Source organism: Mycobacteroides salmoniphilum (assembly GCF_004924335.1).
GTDB classification, from domain to species: Bacteria; Actinomycetota; Actinomycetes; order Mycobacteriales; family Mycobacteriaceae; genus Mycobacterium; species Mycobacterium salmoniphilum.
The window spans coordinates 2,726,981-2,749,774 of record NZ_CP024633.1; the positions used below are offsets into that span (position 1 = coordinate 2,726,981).

At 65.2% G+C, this 22,794-nt stretch carries 20 protein-coding genes; 8 read left to right on the forward strand and 12 right to left on the reverse strand.

What is annotated here, in order from left to right; all coding sequences use genetic code 11:
* Positions 1–309 precede the first annotated feature (309 nt).
* Positions 310–972 carry a sensor domain-containing protein gene (locus DSM43276_RS13545; protein ID WP_136629080.1) on the forward strand — a complete coding sequence of 221 codons (663 nt, stop codon included), beginning with the start codon at positions 310–312 and terminating at the stop codon, positions 970–972.
* A gap of 267 nt (positions 973–1,239) precedes the next feature.
* Positions 1,240–2,130 (forward strand): aldo/keto reductase, encoded by an 891-nt coding sequence (locus DSM43276_RS13550; RefSeq protein WP_078330009.1) that lies wholly within the window; start codon positions 1,240–1,242, stop codon positions 2,128–2,130.
* Here the strand turns inward: DSM43276_RS13550 and DSM43276_RS13555 are convergent.
* From DSM43276_RS13555 to DSM43276_RS13575, 5 genes are read right to left on the reverse strand one after another with little or no spacing between them, the layout of a single operon-like run.
* On the reverse strand, positions 2,127–2,852 hold the full coding sequence (locus tag DSM43276_RS13555) for a 3-keto-5-aminohexanoate cleavage protein (RefSeq protein WP_078330010.1): 726 nt from the start codon (positions 2,850–2,852) through the stop codon (positions 2,127–2,129). The genes DSM43276_RS13550 and DSM43276_RS13555 overlap by 4 nt on opposite strands.
* An 11-nt stretch (positions 2,853–2,863) precedes the next feature.
* A complete protein-coding gene (locus DSM43276_RS13560; RefSeq protein WP_078330011.1) occupies positions 2,864–3,934 on the reverse strand; it encodes an XdhC family protein in 1,071 nt (356 codons plus the stop codon).
* The gene (locus DSM43276_RS13565; protein WP_078330012.1) at positions 3,931–6,639 is read right to left on the reverse strand and encodes a molybdopterin-dependent oxidoreductase; all 2,709 of its coding nucleotides are present in this window, start codon (positions 6,637–6,639) and stop codon (positions 3,931–3,933) included. The genes DSM43276_RS13560 and DSM43276_RS13565 overlap by 4 nt, the downstream gene beginning before the upstream one ends.
* The gene (locus tag DSM43276_RS13570) at positions 6,636–7,448 is read right to left on the reverse strand and encodes an FAD binding domain-containing protein (protein WP_078330013.1); all 813 of its coding nucleotides are present in this window, start codon (positions 7,446–7,448) and stop codon (positions 6,636–6,638) included. The genes DSM43276_RS13565 and DSM43276_RS13570 overlap by 4 nt, the downstream gene beginning before the upstream one ends.
* On the reverse strand, positions 7,448–8,803 hold the full coding sequence (locus tag DSM43276_RS13575; RefSeq protein WP_211196772.1) for an 8-oxoguanine deaminase: 1,356 nt from the start codon (positions 8,801–8,803) through the stop codon (positions 7,448–7,450). The genes DSM43276_RS13570 and DSM43276_RS13575 overlap by 1 nt, the downstream gene beginning before the upstream one ends.
* Positions 8,804–8,880: 77 nt before the next feature.
* Here DSM43276_RS13575 and DSM43276_RS13580 point away from each other — a divergent pair, with 77 nt between their 5' ends.
* Positions 8,881–10,284 carry an amidohydrolase family protein gene (locus DSM43276_RS13580; protein ID WP_078330172.1) on the forward strand — a complete coding sequence of 468 codons (1,404 nt, stop codon included), beginning with the start codon at positions 8,881–8,883 and terminating at the stop codon, positions 10,282–10,284.
* Here DSM43276_RS13580 and pucL read toward each other — a convergent pair.
* The 5 genes from pucL to DSM43276_RS13605 form a co-directional block, all read right to left on the reverse strand.
* The gene (gene pucL, locus DSM43276_RS13585) at positions 10,281–11,189 is read right to left on the reverse strand and encodes a factor-independent urate hydroxylase (RefSeq protein WP_078330015.1); all 909 of its coding nucleotides are present in this window, start codon (positions 11,187–11,189) and stop codon (positions 10,281–10,283) included. The two genes, DSM43276_RS13580 and pucL, sit on opposite strands and share 4 nt — an antisense overlap.
* Before the next feature lie 15 nt (positions 11,190–11,204).
* A complete protein-coding gene (gene uraH, locus DSM43276_RS13590; protein ID WP_078330016.1) occupies positions 11,205–11,528 on the reverse strand; it encodes a hydroxyisourate hydrolase in 324 nt (107 codons plus the stop codon).
* Complete coding sequence (uraD, locus tag DSM43276_RS13595) at positions 11,525–12,067, reverse strand: 2-oxo-4-hydroxy-4-carboxy-5-ureidoimidazoline decarboxylase (protein WP_078330017.1); 543 nt, start codon at positions 12,065–12,067, stop codon at positions 11,525–11,527. Before uraD ends, uraH begins: the two co-directional genes overlap by 4 nt.
* Positions 12,054–14,024, reverse strand: a complete 1,971-nt coding sequence (locus DSM43276_RS13600) for a solute carrier family 23 protein (RefSeq protein WP_078330018.1) — start codon at positions 14,022–14,024, stop codon at positions 12,054–12,056. Before DSM43276_RS13600 ends, uraD begins: the two co-directional genes overlap by 14 nt.
* Positions 14,025–14,124: 100 nt before the next feature.
* Positions 14,125–14,835: a GntR family transcriptional regulator gene (locus DSM43276_RS13605; RefSeq protein WP_078330019.1), complete on the reverse strand. Its 711-nt coding sequence runs from the start codon at positions 14,833–14,835 to the stop codon at positions 14,125–14,127.
* Between the two features lie 156 nt (positions 14,836–14,991).
* On the opposite strand from DSM43276_RS13605, the gene DSM43276_RS13610 reads away from it, so the two are divergent.
* Positions 14,992–15,732 (forward strand): aspartate/glutamate racemase family protein, encoded by a 741-nt coding sequence (locus DSM43276_RS13610; RefSeq protein WP_078330020.1) that lies wholly within the window; start codon positions 14,992–14,994, stop codon positions 15,730–15,732.
* Here the strand turns inward: DSM43276_RS13610 and puuE are convergent.
* On the reverse strand, positions 15,687–16,652 hold the full coding sequence (gene puuE / locus DSM43276_RS13615; protein ID WP_078330021.1) for an allantoinase PuuE: 966 nt from the start codon (positions 16,650–16,652) through the stop codon (positions 15,687–15,689). The two genes, DSM43276_RS13610 and puuE, sit on opposite strands and share 46 nt — an antisense overlap.
* A gap of 167 nt (positions 16,653–16,819) precedes the next feature.
* Between puuE and DSM43276_RS13620 the strand changes: the two genes are divergently transcribed.
* The gene (locus DSM43276_RS13620) at positions 16,820–18,337 is read left to right on the forward strand and encodes an NCS1 family nucleobase:cation symporter-1 (RefSeq protein WP_078330022.1); all 1,518 of its coding nucleotides are present in this window, start codon (positions 16,820–16,822) and stop codon (positions 18,335–18,337) included.
* On the opposite strand, the gene DSM43276_RS13625 is transcribed toward DSM43276_RS13620, so the two are convergent.
* A complete protein-coding gene (locus DSM43276_RS13625; protein WP_109556149.1) occupies positions 18,325–18,891 on the reverse strand; it encodes a nucleotidyltransferase family protein in 567 nt (188 codons plus the stop codon). The genes DSM43276_RS13620 and DSM43276_RS13625 overlap by 13 nt on opposite strands.
* A 101-nt stretch (positions 18,892–18,992) precedes the next feature.
* Between DSM43276_RS13625 and dctA the strand changes: the two genes are divergently transcribed.
* From dctA to alc, 3 genes are read left to right on the forward strand one after another with little or no spacing between them, the layout of a single operon-like run.
* Positions 18,993–20,354 (forward strand): C4-dicarboxylate transporter DctA, encoded by a 1,362-nt coding sequence (gene dctA / locus DSM43276_RS13630; RefSeq protein ID WP_078330024.1) that lies wholly within the window; start codon positions 18,993–18,995, stop codon positions 20,352–20,354.
* A 25-nt stretch (positions 20,355–20,379) separates the two neighbouring features.
* The gene (locus tag DSM43276_RS13635; protein WP_078330025.1) at positions 20,380–21,657 is read left to right on the forward strand and encodes a DUF6986 family protein; all 1,278 of its coding nucleotides are present in this window, start codon (positions 20,380–20,382) and stop codon (positions 21,655–21,657) included.
* Positions 21,654–22,670: an allantoicase gene (alc, locus tag DSM43276_RS13640; protein WP_078330026.1), complete on the forward strand. Its 1,017-nt coding sequence runs from the start codon at positions 21,654–21,656 to the stop codon at positions 22,668–22,670. Before DSM43276_RS13635 ends, alc begins: the two co-directional genes overlap by 4 nt.
* Positions 22,671–22,794: the final 124 nt, after the last annotated feature.

Genomic DNA, 22,794 nt, shown 5'->3' on the forward strand with positions numbered 1-22,794 from the left:
AAGAGTGAGCCACGATGCCCGAGCCGTCAACCGATAGTTCAGATGCCATTAACCGCCAGAGTGCTCGCCTCGTCGGTCAGTTGACCTACACATGCTCCTGCGAACAGTTCGCCGTCATGTGTTCATTTCTCATTGCACCTGAGTGAAGAAGTCATTCACTCTTTCGTCCTATCGGTAGCTGAACCACTAAGAATCTCGCGATTCTTGCGGCTTGACGATCTGATATTTCCCCACTAGAAATTGCTGGTGCAAGCCGTTCGAGTGAAGTTGAGTAGCCTGTTCATCGCAGGCGGTTTGTTGACTGGGTGCGTGGTTCCCGGCGCCGCGAACGTAGGTCAAGGACACGTCGGCTCAGCCGCCGAAATACTGCCCGATGATGCCCAGATGTCTTCGCTTCTTGCGCTTCGGCTCCATTCCGATACGCGCATTGACAGACTCGATCTCGCAGCAGCCAATGCCCATAACGCGGACACCCATACGAGTTCTGCCGAGTGCCTCGGCGTCGCCTTACCCAGTTGGGGCACCACACTCGGCCAAGCTCCGGTACGTCAGGCGATACAGCAGCAATGGTCGACACGCTGGAAAATCAGGGGCACTGGTACAGGAACCGCGGTAGAGATCCAGATCGTCGAACTCGAGTCTCCCAGCAGTGCCAGAACCTGGTTCACCACGCTGGAGGCGAGCTGGCGGCGCTGCCAAGACAAGCCATTCACCACAAAAGGTCCCGGGACCGGTGCAGTAACCAACCTGGAAGTCAAAAGTGTTGCAGAGGATCCTGTTTCATCAGACTTCATGCATGCGATCATCGCCGAGTCGACCGGACCTCAGCATCTGGCACCACGCCAAACGCAACGAGCCGCCGTCCAGACATCGCAGTACATCATCGACGTTTCAGTGCATGGACACAGCGACACCACAAGCGACAAGGCCCAATCCGTGGCACGCCTGGTCAAAGCTAACGCCACCGCATAAACACCCCTCAGCGCTCGCTTCCGTCATCGTCACCGGGCCTGTCTCGGTGTTCGCGACGTAAGGATCTTGTAAACCCGAAAGCCATCCGTGTGCCGAAAACCCTTGCTGTTCAGCGATTTCAGCAAGTTCACAGCAATTCTGTGACCGGCGTCATAGATGCCGAGTTCAACTGACAGTTGTACCGTCTCAACTGTCACAAGGACGTGTCGCTCCCGGGTATCAATCAATTCCACTGCTCCTTCAGCCGCAGAGTGATTGGAGTCCCTCGTGCCATTATGCACTGTCCCGAAAGTTCGTTTCTACAATGGTGTGGACATCCCCCAGCTTGGCCTCGGCGTCGCCGCCATCCCCGATTCTGAGGCGGAAACCATTGTCCGGCAAGCACTTGACGCCGGATACCGGCATATTGACACCGCCACCAGATATGGCAATGAACGCGGCGTCGGTCTCGGCATCTCCCGCTCGGGCGTACCCCGGGACGAAGTTTTCATCACCACAAAGCTGTGGGTGGACGATTTCTGTGATGCCGCTGGCGCTTTCGCGCGGAGCCTTGAAGCGCTCGGCACCGACTATGTGGATTTGTTCCTGATCCATTGGCCCGCACCGGATCACGGTCAGTACGTGACCGCGTGGCAGCAGATCGTGGAGCTCTATCTCTCCGGCAACATTCGCGCCATCGGGGTCTCCAACTTCGAGCCCGAGCACGTACAGGCCATTGTCGACGCAACCGGCGTGCTGCCGGTGATCAACCAGGTGGAGCTGCACCCGTACTTCCAGCAGCGAGAGTTGCGGCAGTTCAACACCGACCGCGAAATCGTCACGGAGGCATGGAGTCCCCTCGCCCAGGGAATCGGTACCACCGGAGATTCCCCACTGGCCGCGCTGGCCGCCAAGCACAACAAGACACCAGCACAGCTGATCCTGCGTTGGCATATCGAACTAGGTCATGTGGTGATTCCCAAGACCTGCTCGCCCAGCCGATTGACCGAGAATCTGCAGATCTTCGATTTCAGTTTGCCCCCAGAAGATCTCGAGGTATTCGGTCAGTTCGACCGACCCAATGGCAGGCTCGGGACACACCCCAACGAGGGATTCTCGGCACACCATTCGGCGCGAAGCAGATGGCACCGGGAGCAGCTGGCAAGGCGGGCGGCCTAGCGCTCCCCCATCCGAACACGCCCAGCAGCGACAAGTTCGGCATTGCTTGCGGCCAGCGATCCATCCGGCAGACGCAGCGTGTCCTCAAGCCCTATCCGTGTGGCGAGCCCCCGCGTCGCCGCGAGGTCGAGCATCGGCCACGCCGATGAGTCCTCACCGTGCAGCAGCACATCGAGAGCGCCGGACACACGAACCTGTGCCAGCATGCGCACCGCCTGCTCTTCGACCTCGGTGCCGGCCACCCCACCCGGCAGCTCCAGCAAGACACGGAAACACTCCCTGCGTAGCGGTGAGCCCGACCACGACAGGGCGGCCGCCTCGTTCCACAACCCCGCCTCCACACCGATGCCACGCGCCAACAGCGTCTCGGCGACCTTGGTCGCACCGTCCTCATGCCAATTCACCGAGGCGAAGTCCGGCAGTTCGGTCCACCCGTTGATGGCCGCACAACGCGCGCCCGGATCGGCCAGGGCCCACGCGCCGGTGGTGACGCCGACGGGAAGACCCGGGCACTGCGCCCGGATGGCCACAACGACGGGATCGACCGCGCTCGCCAGCAGCGAGTCGAACCCGTTGGCGTCCTTGGCATGAACGTGAACCGCCGCCGCCCCCGCATCCCGACATGCCGCGGCGTCCGCCGCGATCTCGGCCGGCGTGCAGGGGATTGCGGGATGCTGGTCATTGCGCCGCACCCCGTTCAGACATGCTTTCAGGTACCCCACTTGCACGCCCCCTACCGGTGGATCGGCCCGTCGCTGTCGCTCAGCGCCCGCCCGGAGCCTCCCGAGGTTTCGGCGATGATCTGCGCCGCAATGGATATCGCGGTCTCTTCGGGTGTGCGGGCATTGAGATCCAGGCCCAGCGGGCTGTGTAGCCGTCGCAGCTGATCGTCGGTGACGCCGTCCTCGCGCAGGCGGGCCACCCGGTCGGTGTGGGTGCGTCGCGAGCCCAGTGCGCCGACAAAACCCACCGGCCCCGCAAGAGCTGCGACCAGCATCGGCACGTCGAACTTCGGGTCGTGCGTCAGCACGCACACCACGGTGCGCCCGTCAACGCGCCCGGCCGCCGCTTCGGCGCGCAGGTACCGGTGCGGCCAGTCGACCACCACCTGATGCGCGTGCGGGAACCGCGCCGACGTCGCGAACACCTCACGGGCATCGACCACCGTCACCCGGTAGCCGAGCTGACTGCCGACGCGGCTCAACGCCCGCACGAAGGCGTTGGCCCCTGCCAGGATCATCCGCGGCGGCACACCGAATGCCTGGACGAATACCCGCGGCAGCGCGGATTGATCGGGCTCACAGCGATCGGCACCTGCCACCCCACTGCGCCCCGCACGCACCAGCGACGCGATATCGCCATCGATCTGCGGCCACGGCGCCGGCTCACCCGCGCGCACCAGAGCCCATTCCGGAATACCCGCCAGCGTGCTCACCAAGGCCGCGGGCTCCCCTGCTTCCGTCAGGCTGCGCAGTGGGAGCAGCAGCGGCAGCCGCTCGGCGCCAACGCATTCGGTGAGGACCTCAATCTCGCCGCCGCATGTCAGTCCCGGCGCGATCCCGTCATCGACACCGAACCGCTCGCTCACGCACAGGCCGGTCTCCAGGACCTCGCCCGCGGTCTCGATGACCGCGGCCTCCACACAGCCACCCGACAGTGATCCGATGACCACCGAATCGGCCGTCACGATCATCGCCGCGCCGGGCTCACGCGGAACCGCACCGCTGACCTCCACCACGCGGGCCAGCGCGACCGCGTCACCTGCCTCGATCAGTTCAACCAGATCGCCGAGTATGTCTTTCATGAGGGCACTCCTGCGCCGGATTCGTTGATGGCCTGCCACACGCGCGCCGCGTTCATCGGTAGGCGATGCATCCGAACTCCGACGGCATCGCGGATGGCATTGGCCAATGCCGGCGCCACCGGGTTGTACGGAGATTCACTCATCGACTTGGCACCCAGCGGCCCCAGGGTGTCGTAGGTGTCGGCGAAGTAGACCTCGGTATCGGGCAGATCCACCAGCTGCGGAATGTGGTAGTTGCGCAAGGTCGCCGTGCTGACGATACCGTCCTGCACGATGATCTCTTCGTAGAGCGCTGAGCCGATGGCCTGTGCGACACCGCCTTCCACTTGTCCACGGCACTGCTGCGGATTGATGATCACCCCGGCATCGGCGGACTGCACCGACTGCAAGATCCGCACGGTGCCGGTGTCCGGATGCACCCCGACCCGGAACGCCTGGACATTGAACGCGACCGACCGCGGTGTGCCCTCGTGGCGTCCCACCGCCGTCAGTGCCTGCGGCGCCGAGGTGGCGATATCGGCAAGCCCGAGCAGCTGACCGCCGATCTGCACACCGTCCGGTCCTAGCACACACCGCGATTCCGGTACCGCCAGCTTCTCCGCGGCAAACCGGATAATCTTGTCCCGCAACAGCTCTGCTGCCCGGTGCACGGCCAGCCCCGCGACGGTGGTGCCCGCCGATCCGAAGGCGCCGGTGTCGTGGCCCACCTCATCGGTATCTGCCTGGTGCACATCGATCTGACATGGTGCGCACCCCAGCACGGCGGCCGCAAGCTGCGCGTGCACGGTGGTGGTGCCGTTGCCGAATTCGGCCGAGCCCACCGAGATCCGGTAACGGCCCCGCTCGTCCAGCTCGGCGCGCGCATCGGCCACATGCCCGCGTGGGGGCACGGTCGCGATCATGGCGACGGCCATGCCCTCGCCCACCTTCCAGTCCACGGGCAAGGCCGATCCGTTGCGTACCGGGTCGGCCGCGCCCTGCGCCAGCGCGTGCTGCGCCAGGTCCAGGCACTGGTCGAGCCCGTAGCTGCCGAATTCCAGGTCGTCCTCCTCCACCTCCCAGCTGACGAAGGGATCGCCTGGGACGATGACATTGCGGCGCCGGAACTCGAACGGGTCGATGCCGAGTTCGCGGGACAGCTCGTCGAGGGCCGACTCGATCCCGAACAGCACCTGCCCCAACCCGTAGCCGCGGAACGCACCGGACGGGATGTTGTTGGTATATACGGCCTGCGCATCGACTCTCTTATTGGCGCAACGGTATTGAGCCATGGACTCGTTGCAGCCGTGAAACATGACGCCCACGCTGTGGTTTCCGTAGGCCCCGGCATCGGAGAGCACGTCCACGGCCAGCGCCGTCAGTACGCCGTCCGGACCTGCCGCGGCGGTCACGTTCACCCGCATGGGATGACGGCACGGCGCGAGGGTGAACTGGTCGGTGCGGCTGAACTCATAGACCGCCGGCGCGCCAGTGGCACGCACCGCCAGCAGTACGAGGTCTTCGGTGAGCATCTCCTGTTTAGCGCCGAACCCGCCGCCTACCCGTGGCGCGAACACCCGGACCTGTTCGTGCGCAAGGCCGAAGATATGGCAGAGCTCATCGCGCACTAGGAACGGCACCTGGCTGCTGGTGCGCAGAACATAGCGCCCGTGCTCGTCCCGCCACCCCACCGCGCCGTGTGTCTCCAGGTGAACATGCTGCACGCGGGCGGTCTGCCAGCTGCCACTGATCACAGCACCGGTCTCCCTCGCCCGGGCCAGGGCCGTCTCGACGTCGCCGACCTCACCGTGCACCTCGGCGACAAGATTGCGCGCGGGGTCGGCAATCCTGGCACTGGCCCCCTTATCCCCGTGCACCCGGTGCGCACTCGGCTGCTGCGTCAGGTCGGGGTCGAATACCGCGGGCAATACCTCGTATTCGACCTCGATGTGCTCGAGCGCCCGGTGCGCGATGGTTGGCGAGTCCGCCACGACCGCCGCGACGCGCTGCCCCGCGAACCGCAGCACACGATCGAAAACCAGAGTGTCATCGGGATCATCGGTGCGCTCGTGATGGCGCGCGGTGGAGAACGCCACCCCGGGGTCGTCGCGGTAACACAGCACCGCGCGCACCCCCGGCAGGGCACCGGCCCTGGCGGTGTCGATGCGCATGATGCGGGCCGACGGGTGCGGACTGCCCAGCACCGCAATATGTCCCACACCGGAGGGCAACTGATCCATAGTGTACGGCTCGGTGCCGGTGACCACCCGCGCGGCAGCCGGAGCACTGACGGTCTCTTTCGGTGGTGCGACACCGCAGATCGCGGCGCGAATGGGCCGGTACCCAGTGCAACGACACAGGTTGCCCTTCAACGCATTTCCCAGGTCCTGGGTCTGATCCTCGGTGAGCGTCGCCGCCGTCAGCACCATTCCGGCCGTGCAGAATCCGCATTGGAAACCGGCATGACCGATGAAACCACGCTGCATGGGATGCAGGTCATGTTCCTCTCCGAGACCTCGGACCGTGAGGATCTCGGCATCGGTGACCCGATGTGCGGGCACGATGCACGAGTGTTGCGATGCCCCGTCCACCAACACGGTGCAGGCACCGCAATCACCGGCATCACAGCCCTTTTTGACCTCGGAGTGGCCGTGTTCACGAAGAAACGTGCGCAGGCACTGCCCAGGCCGCGGGGTGGTGTCGATGATCTGGCCGTTGACCTTCATCGGTGTCCGCCCGTCAGCTCCTCGGCGACCTCGCGGGCCAGCTGCGCGGTGACCGCGCGCCTCCAGTCGGCAGTGCCGTGGGCATCGGTGTGGAATTCCGGGCCGGGAATGCCTGCCGCGGCCTCGAATACATGTTCCAGGTCGGCCGGGACCCGTAGCACGATCGGCCTACGCGTCCCGGCGGAGATTCCGAGCACAATGTCCTCACCGTCAAGCCTGCCAGTGACCAGGGCGCCGGAGCGGCCCAGCGCGGAATAGGCAATCTTGCGTAGCGCTGTCGGCTGCGCCAGCGCAGTGGACGGAAAAGTTATGGCGCGCAGTACATCACCGGGCTGCAGCACGGTCTTGTTGATGTCGGTGACGAATTCCGTAATGGCGCAGCGCTCGTCGGTGCCGTCGCGACGCCAGATGAGCAATTCGGCATCCAGGGCCGCGCACAACGAGATCATCGCTCCCGCGGGCAGACCCAGACAGATGTTGCCACCGACCGTCGCGGCACGCCAGATCTTGAATGAGGCCAGCAGCGCACGCGCGCACTGCCCAAAAAGGACGGTCGCACTCCATTCGGGTGGATACGACGCATTGATGAGGCGTTCGATACTGCAGGTGGCCGCGACCTCCAAGCCGCCCGCGTCGACCACGAGATCGGGCCACCGCATACCGGCCAGGTCCACCAAACGCCGCAGTCCCGGCTGCGGTTCGCTCATCAGCCAGGTGCCACCTGCCAGTACGCCGTCCTGTGCCCCGAGGCCGCGCAGATCAGCGCGCTCTCGCGGAATCAGCACCGAGTCGATGGTGTGCAGATCCATCAGCGCACCCTGCCCATCAATCCATGATGCGCTGCCTGCACCGCGACCGCGATCCGATCGGTATCCACCGTCAGCATCGCCCCGTCTCTGACGACCGCTCGCCCATTCACCCAGGAACACCTGATGGGTGGGACCGCACCCAACATCAGAGCGGCCACCGGGTCGTCGATGCCGCTGTGGCCCAGCGTGCGCAGATCCCATAGCACCAGGTCCGCGCACTTACCGGCCTCGATCGAGCCGATTTCGTCGGCGCGGCCCAGCAGGCGGGCGCCGCCCAGTGTCGCCAGCTCCAATGCGGTGCGAGTGCTCAGTGCCGTCGGCCCCCCGACCGCTCGTGCTAGCAGCAGCGCCTGGTGTGCCTCCTCCAGCATCCGTCCCGACTCGTTGGAGGCCGCACCATCCACCCCCAGACCCACCGGCACCCCAGCCGCCAGCAGCTCTCGGGTGCGGGCGATACCGGCGCCCAGGCGCCCGTTGGAGGTCGGGCAGTGCGCGATTCCGGTACCCGTGCCAGCCAGCCGGCCAATGGCCGCATCGTCGAAGTGAATCCCGTGCGCGAACCACACATCGGGGCCCAGCCAGCCCAGCCGTTCCATGTAGTCGAGGGGGCCGCAACCAAACCGTTCGGCACAGTAGTCAGTTTCGTCCTGGGTCTCCGCGAGATGCGTATGCATCCGGACGCCGTGCTCGCGAGCCAAGAGCGCTGACTGATGCAAGAGCTCCCCGCTCACCGAGAAGGGCGAGCAGGGCGCCAGACCGATGCGCACCATGGAGCCCGGCGCCGGATCATGCCAGCGGGCGATGGCCGCGGCGCTGGCCTCCAGGGCGGTATCGATCGACTCCACCAGGCTGTCCGGCGGCAGGCCCCCGACGGACTGTCCCAGGTCCATCGAGCCACGTGTCGGGTCGAAACGCAGCCCGACTTGACTCGCCGCCGCGATCTCGGCTTCCAGCAGATCGCCTGCCCCCGAAGGGAACACGTAGTGATGGTCGGTCGTGGTGGTACAGCCCGACAACGCCAGCCAGCTCAATGCGCCCTGTGCCGCAACGTGCAGGCTGTCGGCGTCGATACCCTCCCACACCGGGTATAGCTGGGTAAGCCATTGGAAGAGTGTGTGATCGGCGGCGAGTCCGCGGGTGATCCACTGATAGAGGTGGTGGTGGGTGTTCACCAATCCCGGCGTGAGCAGACAACCACGGCCGTCCACACGTTCGGCACCCTCCAGTGTCCGCCACGGGTTCTGTTCTCCGGCCGGCAATACCGCGGCGATCCGCTGGCCATCGATGACGACGGTCGCACCGTCGAGCTCACGCCCGTCGTAATCGACCGTGGCCGCGAATACGTTCTCGATCAATGTGATTGAGCTCATCGGCCGGACTCGCTGCCGTGCCTCGGGCTGCGGATGTGACGCGTGGTGTGCACTATGGTGCGATGCACCCGATTGCGGCCACCGTCTACCGCGGGCACATCTTCCACATCGCGGGCTCTCCCGGCGTGGCAGATGCGGCCGCGCATCTGCAGTCGATACCCGATGGGGCGCTGGCGGTCGGCATCGATGGTGTAATCGCCTACTGCGGCACCTACCCGCAACTGCCCCAGGCCTACTCCGCGTGGCCCGTGCACGATCATCGCCCCGGATTCCTGCTGCCCGGTTTCGTGGACACCCATATGCACTTCCCGCAGACCTACTGCACCGATTCCTATGGCGGCGGCCAACTGTTGGAGTGGCTGGAGCGCTGCATCTTTCCCGCCGAGGCCCGCCTGGCCGACCCGGTGCTGGCACAGCGCGCTGCCGAAACCTTCTGCCGCCGCCGGATCACCGCCGGAACCACGGCCGCGATGGTGATGGGCTCGGCTTTTCCTCAGGCCCAGGAGGCCTTGTTCGCGGCGACCCGCGCCGCGGGCCTGCGGATGGTGAGCGGACGCGGTGTGCAGACCACCGGGCCCGACAGCGCCACGCCACTGCTCACCACGACCGAGCACGCAATCCGGCTGTGTGCCGACGAAATCGACAGCTGGCATGGCGACTCCCTCACAGATGTGGCGCTCGTGCCCCGCTTCTCGCTGTCGGTCACGCCCGACACCCTCGCGGCGCTTGGCCAGCTCTACGACGAGGTGCGGGGTAAGGGTGTCTACTTCCACTCTCATCTCAACGAGAACGCCCGGCCGGGCACCGGAGAGGTGGATGCCACCCTGTCCGCATACGGGGTCAGAAGCTACCTGGATACCTATGACGGTCATTTTCTGCCCGGCTCCCGCAAGGGCGGCTCCACGCTGCTGGGCCGCAGGAGCATTCTGGCCCATGCCGTGCACTGCCAGGACGGGGAACTGGCCCGCATGGCGGATACCGGAACCTCCATCGCACATTGCCCCACCTCCCAGCTGTTCCTGGGTTCCGGGACCATGCCGTGGCGCCGCACCGTCGACAGTGGAGTCAACATCGCCCTGGGCACCGATGTGGGTGGTGGCGACGAATGGCTGTTGACGCGCGTACTGAACGACTGTTTCAAAGTCCATATGACCGAACCCGCTTCGGCCGCGATATCTCTACACCCCGCCGAGCTGCTGTTCACCGCCACGCTTGCCGGGGCGCGCGCGCTGGACCGCGAGGACACGTTCGGCAACCTGGACCAGGGCAAGGACGCGGACTTCCTGATCATTGACCCCCACCGATGGGAACCGTTGGCCGACAACCTTTCCCACGGCATCCACTCCGACGACGAGCAGTTGGCCACCGAGCAGACACTGTTTCGCCTGCTGATGGGGCTGCGGGAACCGGCCATCAGCTCGGTGCACGTGCGCGGACGGGATATCACCGACTACCTCGACTGCTAGGTCAGCCAGGACAGGTGCGGGTCCCAGGCCGGCCCGGCATCCGGTGCGTCATCCCGGGTCACGATGGCCTGAATCAATCCGTACGGACGGTCATCGGCATGAAAGACCTCGTTGGGGTTCTCCAGCCCGAACGGTGACAGGTCGTACACAAAGTGGTGTTTGTTGGGCGCCGAGAGGCGGACCTCGGCGATCAGCGGGTAGGCCTCCAGGATCGCCGTGCCCATCTCGTACAACGTCTGCTGCAGGGCCAGCGAGTGCACGGTGGCGAAGCGCTCCAGGATGATCTGCTTCACCCCGAGATAGGTCTGGTCCCAGTCGATCTCGGTACCGATGAAACGCCATTTGGCGACCAGCGAGGTGGCCATCACCCGGTCGTTGGTGGGCTGCAGGATCGTGTACTTGTCTTCTAGGAAATCGTGGAACTCCGAACCCGTCGACTTCAGCACGACCAGATCTTTGAGACCGCCGATCACCCAGGTCCGCTGCGCCGCACCCACACCCTCGACGGTGATCTCGGCGGTGCGCACCTCCTGACCTTTACGAACCCAGGCGTGATCATGTTCGCGCCCATCGACAAGGACCCTCTCCCAGGCGTATTCGTCAATCTCAATGCGCGCGCCGGTTACCGGCTCATACTCGTCCACGAAGTGGTACGCCAGGTCCAGACCATATCGCTCGATGGTCTCGATGCCCTTCTCCTTGGCGTACGCGTAGATGGTCTGCTTCTGACTGTCGGTGGGCAGCACCTTGCGCTGATCGCCATCGGTGTAGGCCGCGGCGAAGTCCCCGCGCAGTGCGCTACCGACGTTGAGGTCCTTGATCTCATGGCGCGGAGAGTCCCGGTAGATCCGGACGACTCGGTTCTCGGCCTTGCCGTACTGGTTGCCTCCGAGCACGATTCCCATGGATGCGTTCCTTTCTCAGCTGCCGCGATAGGTGGAGTAGGCGTACGGGCTCAGCAGCAGCGGCACATGCAGGTGCCCACTACCGTCCGCCAGGAAGCTGATGATCACTTCCGGGTAGAACCCATCGATCCCGTTGTCGGTGAACCAGGTTCCCGTGTCGAACACCAGCCGGTACGTGCCTGCGGCTAGCACCGCCCCGGCAAGGTCGGCAATCCTGCCCTCGGAATCGGTTGTGCCGCTGGCCACCAGAGACTCTGCGCCGTCCAGCAGCCTCACGCGCACCCCCTGCGCCGGCCGCCCGGAAACCGCGTCCAGTACATGGGTACTCACACCCGTCACGATCCGTCCTCCGTCTCGATGTCATCGGCATGTCTGCCCGCCGGGCCCAGCATCCGCGCCAGGCGGCTGCGATTGATCTTGCCCAATTCCATTCTCATGACCCGGCGTTCGTTCTGGGGGTCATTCTTGAGCCGCTCCTGCAGGATCGCCAGCAGTTCCCCGGCGGGCCTGCCATTGGCAAACACGAGATACACGTAGCCAAAACGCTTCTCGTACTCGGCATTGCATTCCTTGAGCTGGGCCAGCACCGTGGCCTCGGCACCGGCCACACCGGACTGCTCCCGGCGCGAGGCCGCGTTATCGGGCCGCTCCCCGATCCTCGGGTGCCCGTCGAGCGCCTCGTCCAGATCCGAGTCAGTGAGCTCGGCCAGGATCAGGTCCGCCCGGTTGTACAGGGCCTCCTCATCACGAAAGGGGCGCCCGGCCGCCACCCGCACCGCCCAGATCCGCGAAGTGCAACACTCGTAGAGCCAGTGGATCGCCTGGTTATCGGTGAGCTCGTTGAAGCTTTCGATTCCCCGCCAGTCAACGCGCCGCATGGAAATCCTCGTAACGCCCGAAGCGGGCCGCCGTGATGGGATTGGCGTCGGCCACCAGATCATCGAATCGGTAATTGGCGATCTTCGCGATCTCGATGAGGGCGAAGGAGCGCTCGCTGGTTGTCGAATTCTCCATGCGGCTCCACCCGTTGCGCAGCACCCGTTCGTAACGCTCGGTCTCTCGTGCGCAGATCACCAGCGGGAAACCGAAATGCTCGCGATAGGCGTTGGCCAGGCTCACTACATTGTTCAGCTCACCCTCGTCGAGGGTCTGCAGGATGGTGTGGTCGACGGCTGCCATCTCCCCAGCTTCGTCCTCGGCACCCAGATCGGGGAACGATCTGATGAGTTCGAGCTGCTGCTCGTCGCTGCCGGTGAGCATCGCCTCCTGGAATGCGCTGCGCAGATCGTGTGCGTCGGTGAAGGGCCGCTGCTGGTAGGCGCGATCCACGACCCAGTGCACGTCCTGGACCAGGCTGCCGAACGTGTGACGAAACTCGTCGAGGGTCATCTCATTGACCTGCGCGAGCCGAATGGCGCCTCCCCCCGCCACCGCCACGCCGCGGCTACCGGTGTGGAAGAACAGTAGGTTCAACACGATCGCGGTGATGGCGCCCATGGTGATGCCGGTGCTGAACGGAATCTGCAGCAGCCCCGGTACGGCCTGGTCGATTCCCGGGAGCGCGGGAACCGCGATATCGCGCCCGCGGTCCAGGACGGTTGACGGGCCCGAAGACTGGGAGAACTGCACGTACATTCCCATGGCCAGCGAGGTACTGGCGATGATCAGGTTGCGGTGGTCGTTGAAGTCGACCTTGCCCAGTGTCTGGATGCCGACGACGGCCACCGTCGCGAACAAGGTCATCGCGGCCCCGCCCAGCACCGGGGCCGGGATCGACTCCACGATCTTGGCGGTCTTGGGCAGCACGCCCAACACCATCATGATCAGCCCAGCGGTCGCTACCACCCAACGACTCTTGACCCCGGTGAGGCGCACCAGCCCGACGTTCTCCGAGAACGCCGTGTACGGAAACGAGTTGAAGGTGCCGCCGATCATGGTGGCAATGCCGTCGGCGCGCACCGTGGCGGCGATATCCGCCCCGCGTACCCGCTTGCCGACGATCTCGGCGGTGGCGAAGACCGCGCCGGTGGATTCGACAGCGGTCACCATCAGCACCACGATCAGCGACACCACCGCAATAACATCGAAGCGCGGGGCGCCGAATGCGAATGGCGAGGTGAACCCGATCCAGCCCGCCTCACCCACCCGCGTGAAATCGGTGTCACCGGCAAGCCAGGCGATGGCGGTACCGGCAACCAGACCCAGCAGCACCGCGATGGTGCTCCAGAAGCCCCGGAAGAACCTCTGCATCAGCACGATCAGCACGATGGTGCCTGCCGCGTACATGAGCCAGCGCCCGTTTCCGGGATCGTGCGCCGCGACCGGGCTGTGCGGGTTGCGGACGGCGTCGCCGATGCCCACCGGCAGCAGCGACACTCCGATGATCGTGATGACCGAGCCGGTCACGATCGGCGGGAAGAAGCGGATGAGGCGGGCGAAGAACGGCGCGATGAGAAAGGTGAACGCGCCCGCCGTAATGACGGCGCCGTAGACGGTGAGCAGCCCCACCCTGCCGCCGCCGTGGTCGTTGGCGATCTTGATCACCGGCGCCAGGGTCGCGAAGGTGACCCCTTGGAGCAGCGGCAGCCGCACGCCGATCTTCCAGAACCCGACCGCTTGCAGGATCGAGGCAATACCGCAGGTAAACAGGTCTGCGGTGATCAACATGGTCAGCGCCTCGGCGTCCAGGTTAATGGCACGCGCGATGAGCAGCGGCACCAGCACCGCGCCGGCATAGAACGCGATCACATGCTGGATGCCCAAAGTGACGAGCTTGCCCGCGGACGGCACCTCGTCGACGGGATGGACTCTCCTCATCGCAGAACCTCCCTGCATCGGTGCGTCCGCGCTACCTGCCGACCGCCGAAGCGACGCTAGATCGACCGTGTTGCGGCCAGGTTGCCGGGTGTCTATATCTTTCCGGCGGGTCAGCGCGCTACGTTTCGGCGATTACGTCCAATTGCCCTGCGGCAGCGACTATCACCGACTCCAAGCGGTCGTGGTGGGTCGCCGCGACGGACAGCAGAGCCTCGGTATCGCCCCTTGCCACCGCTGTGATCATCGCCTCATGGTCGGCGTGTAGCTGCAGCTGATCCGACGCGGAAACCGTCCGCATCACCTGGAACGGCTCGGTCAGATTCCAGGTGGCCTCGAACATGTGCAACAGGCGGTGCATGCCGCAGGGAATCACCAGTGCGCGGTGAAAGCGCCGGGAATGCAGGTGAAAAGCACGCGCATCGCCTTCGATGGTGGCCTGTTGCAGCCGCTCATGTTCGGCCAGCGCGCGATCCAGATCCTCAGGCGTTGTCAGCGCCACCGCCTGTGCGAGCGCGGCACGCTCGAGAACACCTCGGGTGAAATAGATCTCGCGAAGCTCGGGAAGCGTGAGCTGCGCCACGCGGTAGCCCCCATTGGCCCGATGATTGACAAGCCCTTCGGCGACAAGGGTCTTGAGTGCTTCCCGTACCGGGATGGGGCTGATTTGGTAGGTGTCGGCGACCTCACTGATGGGGATCGTGGAACCCGGCGGCGCGGCACCCTCGAGGATGGCCCGCCGCAACCCGTCGAGCACGCTCGTCTGGTCATGCCCGGACCGGTTGGCGCGCAGCTCGTTGATCAGCCTGCGGTAGCGGAACGTACGTGACATTCGCCCTCCATCGCCGTCTGCCGAACCCCGATCTTGTCAGTGGTCGTGCCCGGCTGCTATCGCTGGCGACATAGAGTTAACGCGAACGTTTCATGACGCGGCGCCCGGGACAACGCCGTACCCCACGCCCGTCGCGGCCGACGTACCCTGTCGGCCATGCGCATACGCGTCATCAACCCCAACACCACCGAGGCCATGACGAAGGCCATCGAAGCGGTAGCGCATTCAGCGGCCTGGACGGGAACCAGTATCACCACGGTCAACCCGGCGATGGGGCCGGTCTCGATCGAGAGCCACTACGACGAGGCGTTGAGTGTGCCCGGTGTGCTGGCCGAAATCCGCCGCGCTGAATCCGAAGGCGCCGAAGGGTACGTGCTGGCCTGCTTCGGCGATCCCGGCCTCGATGCCGCCCGGGAACTGGCCGCCGGTCCGGTGGTCGGCATCGCCGAGGCCGCCATGCACATGGCCAGTCACCTCGGCAGGGGGTTCAGTGTGGTCACCACCTTGGAGCGCACCGCCGGCCGCGCCCGGGATCTGGCCGAACGCTATGGAATGTCCCGCTTCTGCCAGGGAGTGCACGGTTGCGATATCGCGGTGCTGGACTTGGAGACAAACCCCAAGACCAAGGACATTCTCATCGAACACTGCCAACGCGCGGCACGCGATGACGGCAGCGATGTGATCGTGCTGGGTTGTGCGGGAATGGCCGGGCTGTGCCGGGATATCTCCTCCGAGATCGGGCTACCGGTGATCGATGGTGTGGCAGCCGCGGTGAACCTGGTGCAATCGTTGGTGTCCATGGGCCTGCGCAAGTCGGGACGGGGCGAGTTTGCCACGCCGCCAATCAAACCCTATGCCGGACTGACGGATTCGTTCGGTTCAATATCCGCGGGGTGAACCCGACGCCAATGTTCGGCGATGTCGATGCGTTTGGCGATCCACACCCCCTCATGGGCCTGCACATGGTCGAGGAACCGCTCGAGCGCGACTGTCCTTGCCGGCCGGCCCACGAGCCGGCAGTGCAGGCCCACCGACAGCATCTTCGGGCTGCCCGCCTCCCCCTCGGCGTACAGGCAATCGAAGGCATCTCGCAGATGCGTGAAAAATTGTTCCCCGCTGGGGAATCCGGCCGGTGAGGCAAACCGCATGTCATTCGTGTCGAGCGTGTAGGGCACGACCAAGTGGTCGGTCGCACCGCCGTGAGCAGGTACCCGCACCCAGTACGGCAGGTCATCGGCGTAGGAGTCGGAGTCATAGGCGAATCCCCCGTGCTCGACCACCAGTTGCCGGGTCTGTGGGGAGTCACGGCCGGTGTACCAACCCAACGGGGCGGCGCCGGTGAGGTCACGCAGAATCTGGACTGCCTGCGCCATGTGCTCACGCTCGATATCCGGGGACACCAGCTGGTAGGACTGCCACCGCAGCCCATGGCACGCAATTTCGTGCCCGAGCTCAGCGAACGCCGCCACCGCCTCCGGGTTGCATTGCAACGCCCGCGCCACGGCGAAGATCGTCAGTGTCAAGCCACGGCGCTCGAACACCCGCAGGACCCGCCAGAGCCCGGCGCGTGAACCATATTCGTACAGCGATTCCATGCTCATGTGCCGGTTCGTGAACGGCTCCGCCGGCACCATCTCCGAAAGAAATGTCTCCGAGGCGGCGGATCCGTCCAGCACGTTGTTCTCGGCGCCCTCTTCATAATTGAGCACGAACTGCACCGCGATACGCGCCGCACCAGGCCAGCGCGGGTGCGGTGGGGTACGTCCGTAACCCACCATATCGCGGGGTGTCGCCTGTTCAGTCTCGTTATGAGCCATCGTGGGCACGATAGTAGGCCGCCCGATTTGCCGCACCGAATCACGTTCCGGTGGAGGAATTCTGGCCCGGGAAAATATTGTTTCTGCGCAACACGATGGCAACACCGAGCACTTAACTTCGGGTGTCACCAGCTTTTCTGGCTGGTCGACGATTCGGAGGAGGCTACGTGACCGGCGTAATCACGGCTGATGCCATCGCCCCGGCCAGCGGCCACAACGCCGCCGGGGACAGCGTGATCAAACCCGGATACGACCCGGCGTTGACCAATGGCGATCTGGCCCCGCTGCGGGCACAGAGTTGGACCAGCTACAACTTCTTCGCGTTCTGGATGTCCGATGTCCACAGTGTCGGCGGCTACGTCTTCGCGGGAAGTCTTTTCGCGCTGGGAATCTCAGCCTGGCAGGTGCTGCTGGCACTGACGATCGGCATTGTGGCGGTGTACTGGCTGTGCAATCTGGTGTCACGACCTTCCCAGCAGGCCGGCGTGCCGTACCCGGTAACCGCACGGATTGCCTTCGGTGTGCGGGGCGCCAATCTTCCCGCTCTGATCCGCGGCCTCATCGCCGTCGCCTGGTATGGCATCCAAACCTATCTGGCTTCAACGGCATTCGTACTCCTGGCGGTGAAGTTCCAGCCCGCCCTGGGCCGCTATGGCGATGCCGACGAGTACGGCTTTCTCGGTCTATCGTTACTCGGCTGGGGTGGCTTCCTGCTGATGTGGGTGCTGCAGGCCGCCGTCTTCTGGAACGGCATGGAGGCGATTCGTAAGTTCATCGACTTCTGTGGCCCCGCCGTGTACGCGGTGATGGTGGCACTTGCGCTCTATCTCGTCGTCGCGGCCGGCTGGCAGAACGTGCATTTCGGCCTGGCATCGGGTCCGCCGAAAACCGGGTTCGCCGCGGTGGCGACAGTGCTGAGTGCGATCGCACTGGTGGTGTCCTATTTCTCGGGGCCCATGCTCAACTTCGGCGATTTCTCGCGGTACGGGCGCAGCTTCGAGGAGGTCAAGCGCGGCAACTTCCTGGGATTGCCGGTGAACTTCCTGTTCTTCGCGGTGTTGGCGGTGTGCACGGTGTCGGCAGGGGCAACGGTCATCGGCCGCGGCGAGGACGGCGCCATCATCACCGACCCGGTGCTGATCGTGGACAAAATCGACAACACCACCGCGGCAGTACTGGGTGTGCTCACCTTCGCGATCGCCACCATCGGGATCAACATCGTGGCGAATTTCGTCTCGCCCGCTTTCGATTTCTCCAACCTGTCCCCGACGCGGATCAGCTGGCGGGCCGGCGGGATGATCGCAGCGGTCGGATCGATCCTCATCACGCCCTGGAATCTCTACAACAACCCCGACACGATCCACTACACACTCGACACGCTCGGCGCAGTAATCGGTCCGCTCTTCGGAGTCCTCATCGCCGATTTCTATCTCGTGCGCAACCGCACCATCGAGGTCGACGACCTATTCGCCCTCTCCCCGGCGGGCGCGTACTACTACCGCGGCGGCATCAACCCGGTGGCGGTGGCCGCGACCGTCGCCGGGGCGCTTACCGCCATCGCGACAGTGGTCTGGGGCAGCGCCTACCTGGCGAGCTTCACCTGGTTCGTGGGTGCGGGAATCGGCTTCGGCATCTACCTGCTGGGCATGCGGTACGTCCCGGCACACGTAATCTATGGCCGGTAGTCCCGGTCGGCGCCGTCACTCAGGTGATCACACGGCACCTCGATCACATCGGCGCGTGCGGCCAGGTACGGCCCGGCTCCCCGGTCGCCCGCCAGTGCCGCCAGTACCGGGCCGAAATATTCCGAGCCGATGTACACGGGATGGCCGGGCCGATCCGCGAATATCGCGCGGGCCAGTGCCGAGCGCCGGTGCCCACTTGCGCGCAGCACTGCGCGTACCACCTCCGGGCCGACGGACGGCAGGTCCACCAGATGGATGAGGACTCCCGCCACATCCGTTCGCGAGCGCAGCAGTTCCAGCACCGATCGCACCGATTCCGATGCACCGCCCTGCCACCGAGGAACATCGATACCCCGTGCAGGCACCGGCATTTCGGCGTGCGCGGCACCCTGCGTCACGTAGATCTCGTCGCAGCCCCCACGGTCCAGAGCGGTCACCGCCAGCGCGAGCCAGCGCCCGTCCTCGGCAAGGATCTTCGGTATGCCGTAGCGGGTACCGGCTCCTGCCGCGAGTACCGCGCCGACAACGACATCCGCCGTGGAATCGGGCGCCACGAAGGTCATAGCCCTATCGAACCCCATGACCGCCGCCCGCGTAATACGCGCTGCATCCCGCGTTCACATTCGTTAAACAGGCCGTCGTTACGGTCGCGCACATGACGGCCGCGATCGAGATACCCGCCAGCGAGATGGTGCGCCTGGCGAACAAGCCACCCTGGTATCGGTCGCTGTTCGTCCAGCTGCTGGTGGCCATCGTCGCGGGTGTGCTCATCGGCTGGCAGTGGCCCGGGCTCGGTGCCGACCTGCGCCCCTTAGCCGATGGCTTCATCAAGCTGATCAAGATGCTCATCGCGCCGATCATCTTCTGCACGGTGGTGCTCGGCATCGCCCACGTCGGAGATCTCAAGTCCGTTGGCCGGATCGGCGTCAAGGCCCTCATCTACTTCGAGGCGGTCACCACCTTCGCGCTGCTGTTCGGTCTATTGGTGGGAAATCTCGCCAAGCCGGGGGCAGGGTTCCACATCGACGCCGGGACGCTGGCCACAGGTGCTGATGCCATCGCCAAGAAGACCAACAATGGCGAACTGCCACACACCGTCGAGTTCCTGCTCGGCATCATCCCCTCGTCCATTGTCTCGGCCTTCGCCGAGAACGCCTTGTTGCAAGTGCTGTTCTTCGCCGTACTTTTCGGCTTGGCGCTGGCCAAGTTCGGCGAATCGGGACCACCGGTGGTGCTGGAATTCATCGAGCACCTCAGTCACATCTTCTTCACCATCATCGGGTGGATCATGCGGCTGGCACCGCTCGGGGCGCTCGGCGCGATGGCCTACATCGTGGGCCAATACGGCATCGGCTCGCTGGGCAGTTACGGCAAGCTCATCGCCGCCTGCTACGTGGCCGCGTTGCTGTTCATCGGGGTTCTGGCGGTCATCGCCCGGCTCTTCGCGGGAGTGAACCTGTGGAAGTTCGTCGTCTACATCAAGGACGAGTTGTTCCTGGCCCTCGGCACCGCCTCCACCGAAGTGGTGTTACCGCGCATCATGACCAAGCTGAATCACGCGGGGTGTTCCAGAACAACCACGGGGCTGGTCATCCCCACCGGGTACTCCTTCAATCTCGACGGAGCCACCCTGTACCTCTCGATCTGCGTGCTGTTCCTCGCGCAGGCACTCGGCGTCAACCTCAGCATCGGCGAGCAGATCACCGCCGTGCTGGTGCTCATGCTGACCTCCAAGGGCATGGCAGGCGTGCCGGGTTCATCGTTCCTGGCGCTCTCGGCGACCGTGGCGGCCATCGGCCACGGCGCCATCCCGGTGGCGGCCGTCGCCCTGCTGCTGGGCGCCGACCGGATCATGGACTCGATGCGAGTATCGGTGAATCTGCTGGGCAATTGCGTCGCGACGTTTGTGGTGGCCAATTGGGAAAGTCAGCTCGACAAGGACCGCATGCGCGCGGTACTCGCCGGTGAAGAGACCGCCGCCGAGCCCGACGAAGAACCCGCCGCTGCGCACCGTTGAGCGCTGCCGAAACGAGTCTGCGAGCATGGGACCCGTGTCAGCGGCATCCACGTCCCACCCGTCAGATGCCAGCAGCCCCGACTGGCTCGCTCCCATCGCGGAACTGTTGGCGTCCGCCGACGCCGAACTGGCGTCTGCGTATCCCGATGGCCGCGGAGAACCGCAACCGATCCACACCGCCTACCTCAGTGCGGCGTTGGCCGACGTCCAGACACCCGAGCAGTGGGGTTCCTCCGCACTCGAGCTCGCCGGGCGCCATGAGCAGGCGCTCACGGCACTCGACTCACAGGGCGTCCTCCCCCGCGTCAGGGAGCGGCTCGCCATCGCCCCGATTCAGGACCTACGGCTCGATTTCGAGGACGGTTACGGCCGGCGTACGGACAGCACCGAGGACGCCGACGCACGCAAGGCGGGGCGCACCTTGCGGTCGCTGTCGATGGCAGCGAATCCCCCTGTGGCACTGGGCATCCGAATCAAGGGCCTCACCTCGGTGCACCTGCGGCGCAGTGTGCGCACCCTGGAACTGGTGCTCGACGGGGCATCGGGGGTGCCGCGGGGATTCGTGACGACCATCCCGAAGTTCCGCGTGCTGGCCCAGGTCGAGGCCGCACTCCAGCTGTTCGATGAGCTTGAGCGGGTACACGGATTACCCAGCGGATCATTGCGTTTCGAGCTCCAGATCGAGAGCCCGCAAGCGGTACTGGGTGCCGACGGCACCGCCACCCTGGCCAAGGCCATACACATGGCGCGAGGACGCCTCGTCGCATTGCATTACGGGACCTATGACTACAGCGCGGCATGCGGGATCGCCGCCGCACATCAGTCGCTGGAACACCCACTCGCAGACCACGCCAAAGCGGTGATGTTGACCGCCGCGGCCCAGACCGGTGTGTGGGTGTGCGACGGCTCCACCCAGGTGATCCCCGATGGCTCCCCCGAACAGCAGGCCGCCGCGATCACCAGACACCATCGGCTGGTCACTCGCGCTCTCGAACGCGGCTACTGGCAAGGCTGGGACATGCATCCCGGGCACTTGATCACCCGGTGGCTGGCCACCTACGCATTCCACCAGCGGGCGCTGGCCACCGCCGGGCCCCGCATCGATGCCTACCTGCGGCGCCAGGGCGGCGCGATCGTCGACGAACCGGCGACGGCGCAGGCACTGGCCGCCGGGATACTGCGCGGCTTGGACTGCGGCGCCTACTCCCCCGACGAGGTCGCCGCCGTCGCCCCCGGATGCGACCGCGCGGTACTGGACCAACTCGTGCAACGCACCACAACAGGAGATACCGACCAGCAATGACCAGCAATACACCCGCAGGGCTGCCCGATTTCACGATGCTGCCCGACTTGGCGCTGCGATCCCTGGGCGGAGCGGTGATCTGGGCCAACGACGACCTGTTCGCCGAGAAGGAGAACCTGATCAAGCCCGGGCCCGCGGACTACCGGCCCGCGACCTTCGGGCACAAGGGACAGGTGTACGACGGATGGGAGACCCGGCGCCGGCGTGATCCGGCGGGCGAGCCCGGCCACGACGCCGCCATCGTCAGGCTGGGCGTCCCCGGTGTGATCGCGGGCATCGTCGTCGATACCGCATGGTTCAAGGGCAACTACCCGCCGGAAATCTCGGTGGACGCCGCACAGATCGACGGATATCCGTCGGCGGACGACATCGCTCAAAATACCTCCTGGCACAACATCATTGAGCGCACCAAAGTCTACGGCGACACCCGTAACGTGTTCGACGTTCACTCGACACAGCGGTGGACACACGTGCGGTTGACGATGCACCCGGACGGCGGCGTCGCACGGTTACGCGTGCACGGCCATGGCCGGCCCGACCCGCGATTCCTCGACGCCGGCCAGTTCGACCTGGCCGCCATCGAGAACGGCGGGCTGGTGACCGATTGCTCCAACCGGTTCTACAGCTCACCGCAGAATCTGCTGTTCCCCGGTGTCGCGCGGGTGATGGGCGACGGCTGGGAGACCGCCCGCCGCCGCGACGGGGCCAACGACTGGGTGCAGGTGCGGCTCGCCGGTGAAGGAGTACTGCGCCTGGCTGAGATCGACACCTCGTATTTCGTGGGCAACAGCCCCGGTGCGGCGGGGCTGCAGGGCTTGAGTGCCCAGGGCGACTGGGTTCCGCTGCTGCCGCGCACCCCGCTACAGCCCGACACCCGGCACCGTTTTCTGCTGGATGGTCAGCAGCCCGTCACCGACGTCCGCCTGGACATCTACCCCGACGGTGGCCTGGCACGCCTACGCCTCTTCGGTAACCTCACGGCGGCGGGGAGGGCCTCCGTCCAAGGCACCTGACACCTCGTTTTGGCACCGCGAGTGTAAAGTTTGGGCGTAGTTAGCTGTTAATTAGGGGGCGACTATGGGCGGGCTGTTACAGGTTGATGCTGACGCGTTGCGGAGGCTCGGACAGACACTCCAA

Coding starts and splice junctions, on each gene's coding strand:
- DSM43276_RS13560 (WP_078330011.1), bottom strand. CDS start 3,934: ATGAAAGACATACTCGGCGATCTGGTTGAACTGATCGAGGCAGGTGAC.
- DSM43276_RS13565 (WP_078330012.1), bottom strand. CDS start 6,639: ATGAAGGTCAACGGCCAGATCATCGACACCACCCCGCGGCCTGGGCAG.
- DSM43276_RS13570 (WP_078330013.1), bottom strand. CDS start 7,448: ATGGATCTGCACACCATCGACTCGGTGCTGATTCCGCGAGAGCGCGCT.
- DSM43276_RS13580 (WP_078330172.1), top strand. CDS start 8,881: ATGCACCCGATTGCGGCCACCGTCTACCGCGGGCACATCTTCCACATC.
- pucL (WP_078330015.1), bottom strand. CDS start 11,189: ATGGGAATCGTGCTCGGAGGCAACCAGTACGGCAAGGCCGAGAACCGA.
- uraD (WP_078330017.1), bottom strand. CDS start 12,067: ATGCGGCGCGTTGACTGGCGGGGAATCGAAAGCTTCAACGAGCTCACC.
- DSM43276_RS13600 (WP_078330018.1), bottom strand. CDS start 14,024: ATGCAGGGAGGTTCTGCGATGAGGAGAGTCCATCCCGTCGACGAGGTG.
- DSM43276_RS13605 (WP_078330019.1), bottom strand. CDS start 14,835: ATGTCACGTACGTTCCGCTACCGCAGGCTGATCAACGAGCTGCGCGCC.
- DSM43276_RS13610 (WP_078330020.1), top strand. CDS start 14,992: ATGCGCATACGCGTCATCAACCCCAACACCACCGAGGCCATGACGAAG.
- puuE (WP_078330021.1), bottom strand. CDS start 16,652: ATGGCTCATAACGAGACTGAACAGGCGACACCCCGCGATATGGTGGGT.
- dctA (WP_078330024.1), top strand. CDS start 18,993: ATGACGGCCGCGATCGAGATACCCGCCAGCGAGATGGTGCGCCTGGCG.
- DSM43276_RS13635 (WP_078330025.1), top strand. CDS start 20,380: ATGGGACCCGTGTCAGCGGCATCCACGTCCCACCCGTCAGATGCCAGC.
- alc (WP_078330026.1), top strand. CDS start 21,654: ATGACCAGCAATACACCCGCAGGGCTGCCCGATTTCACGATGCTGCCC.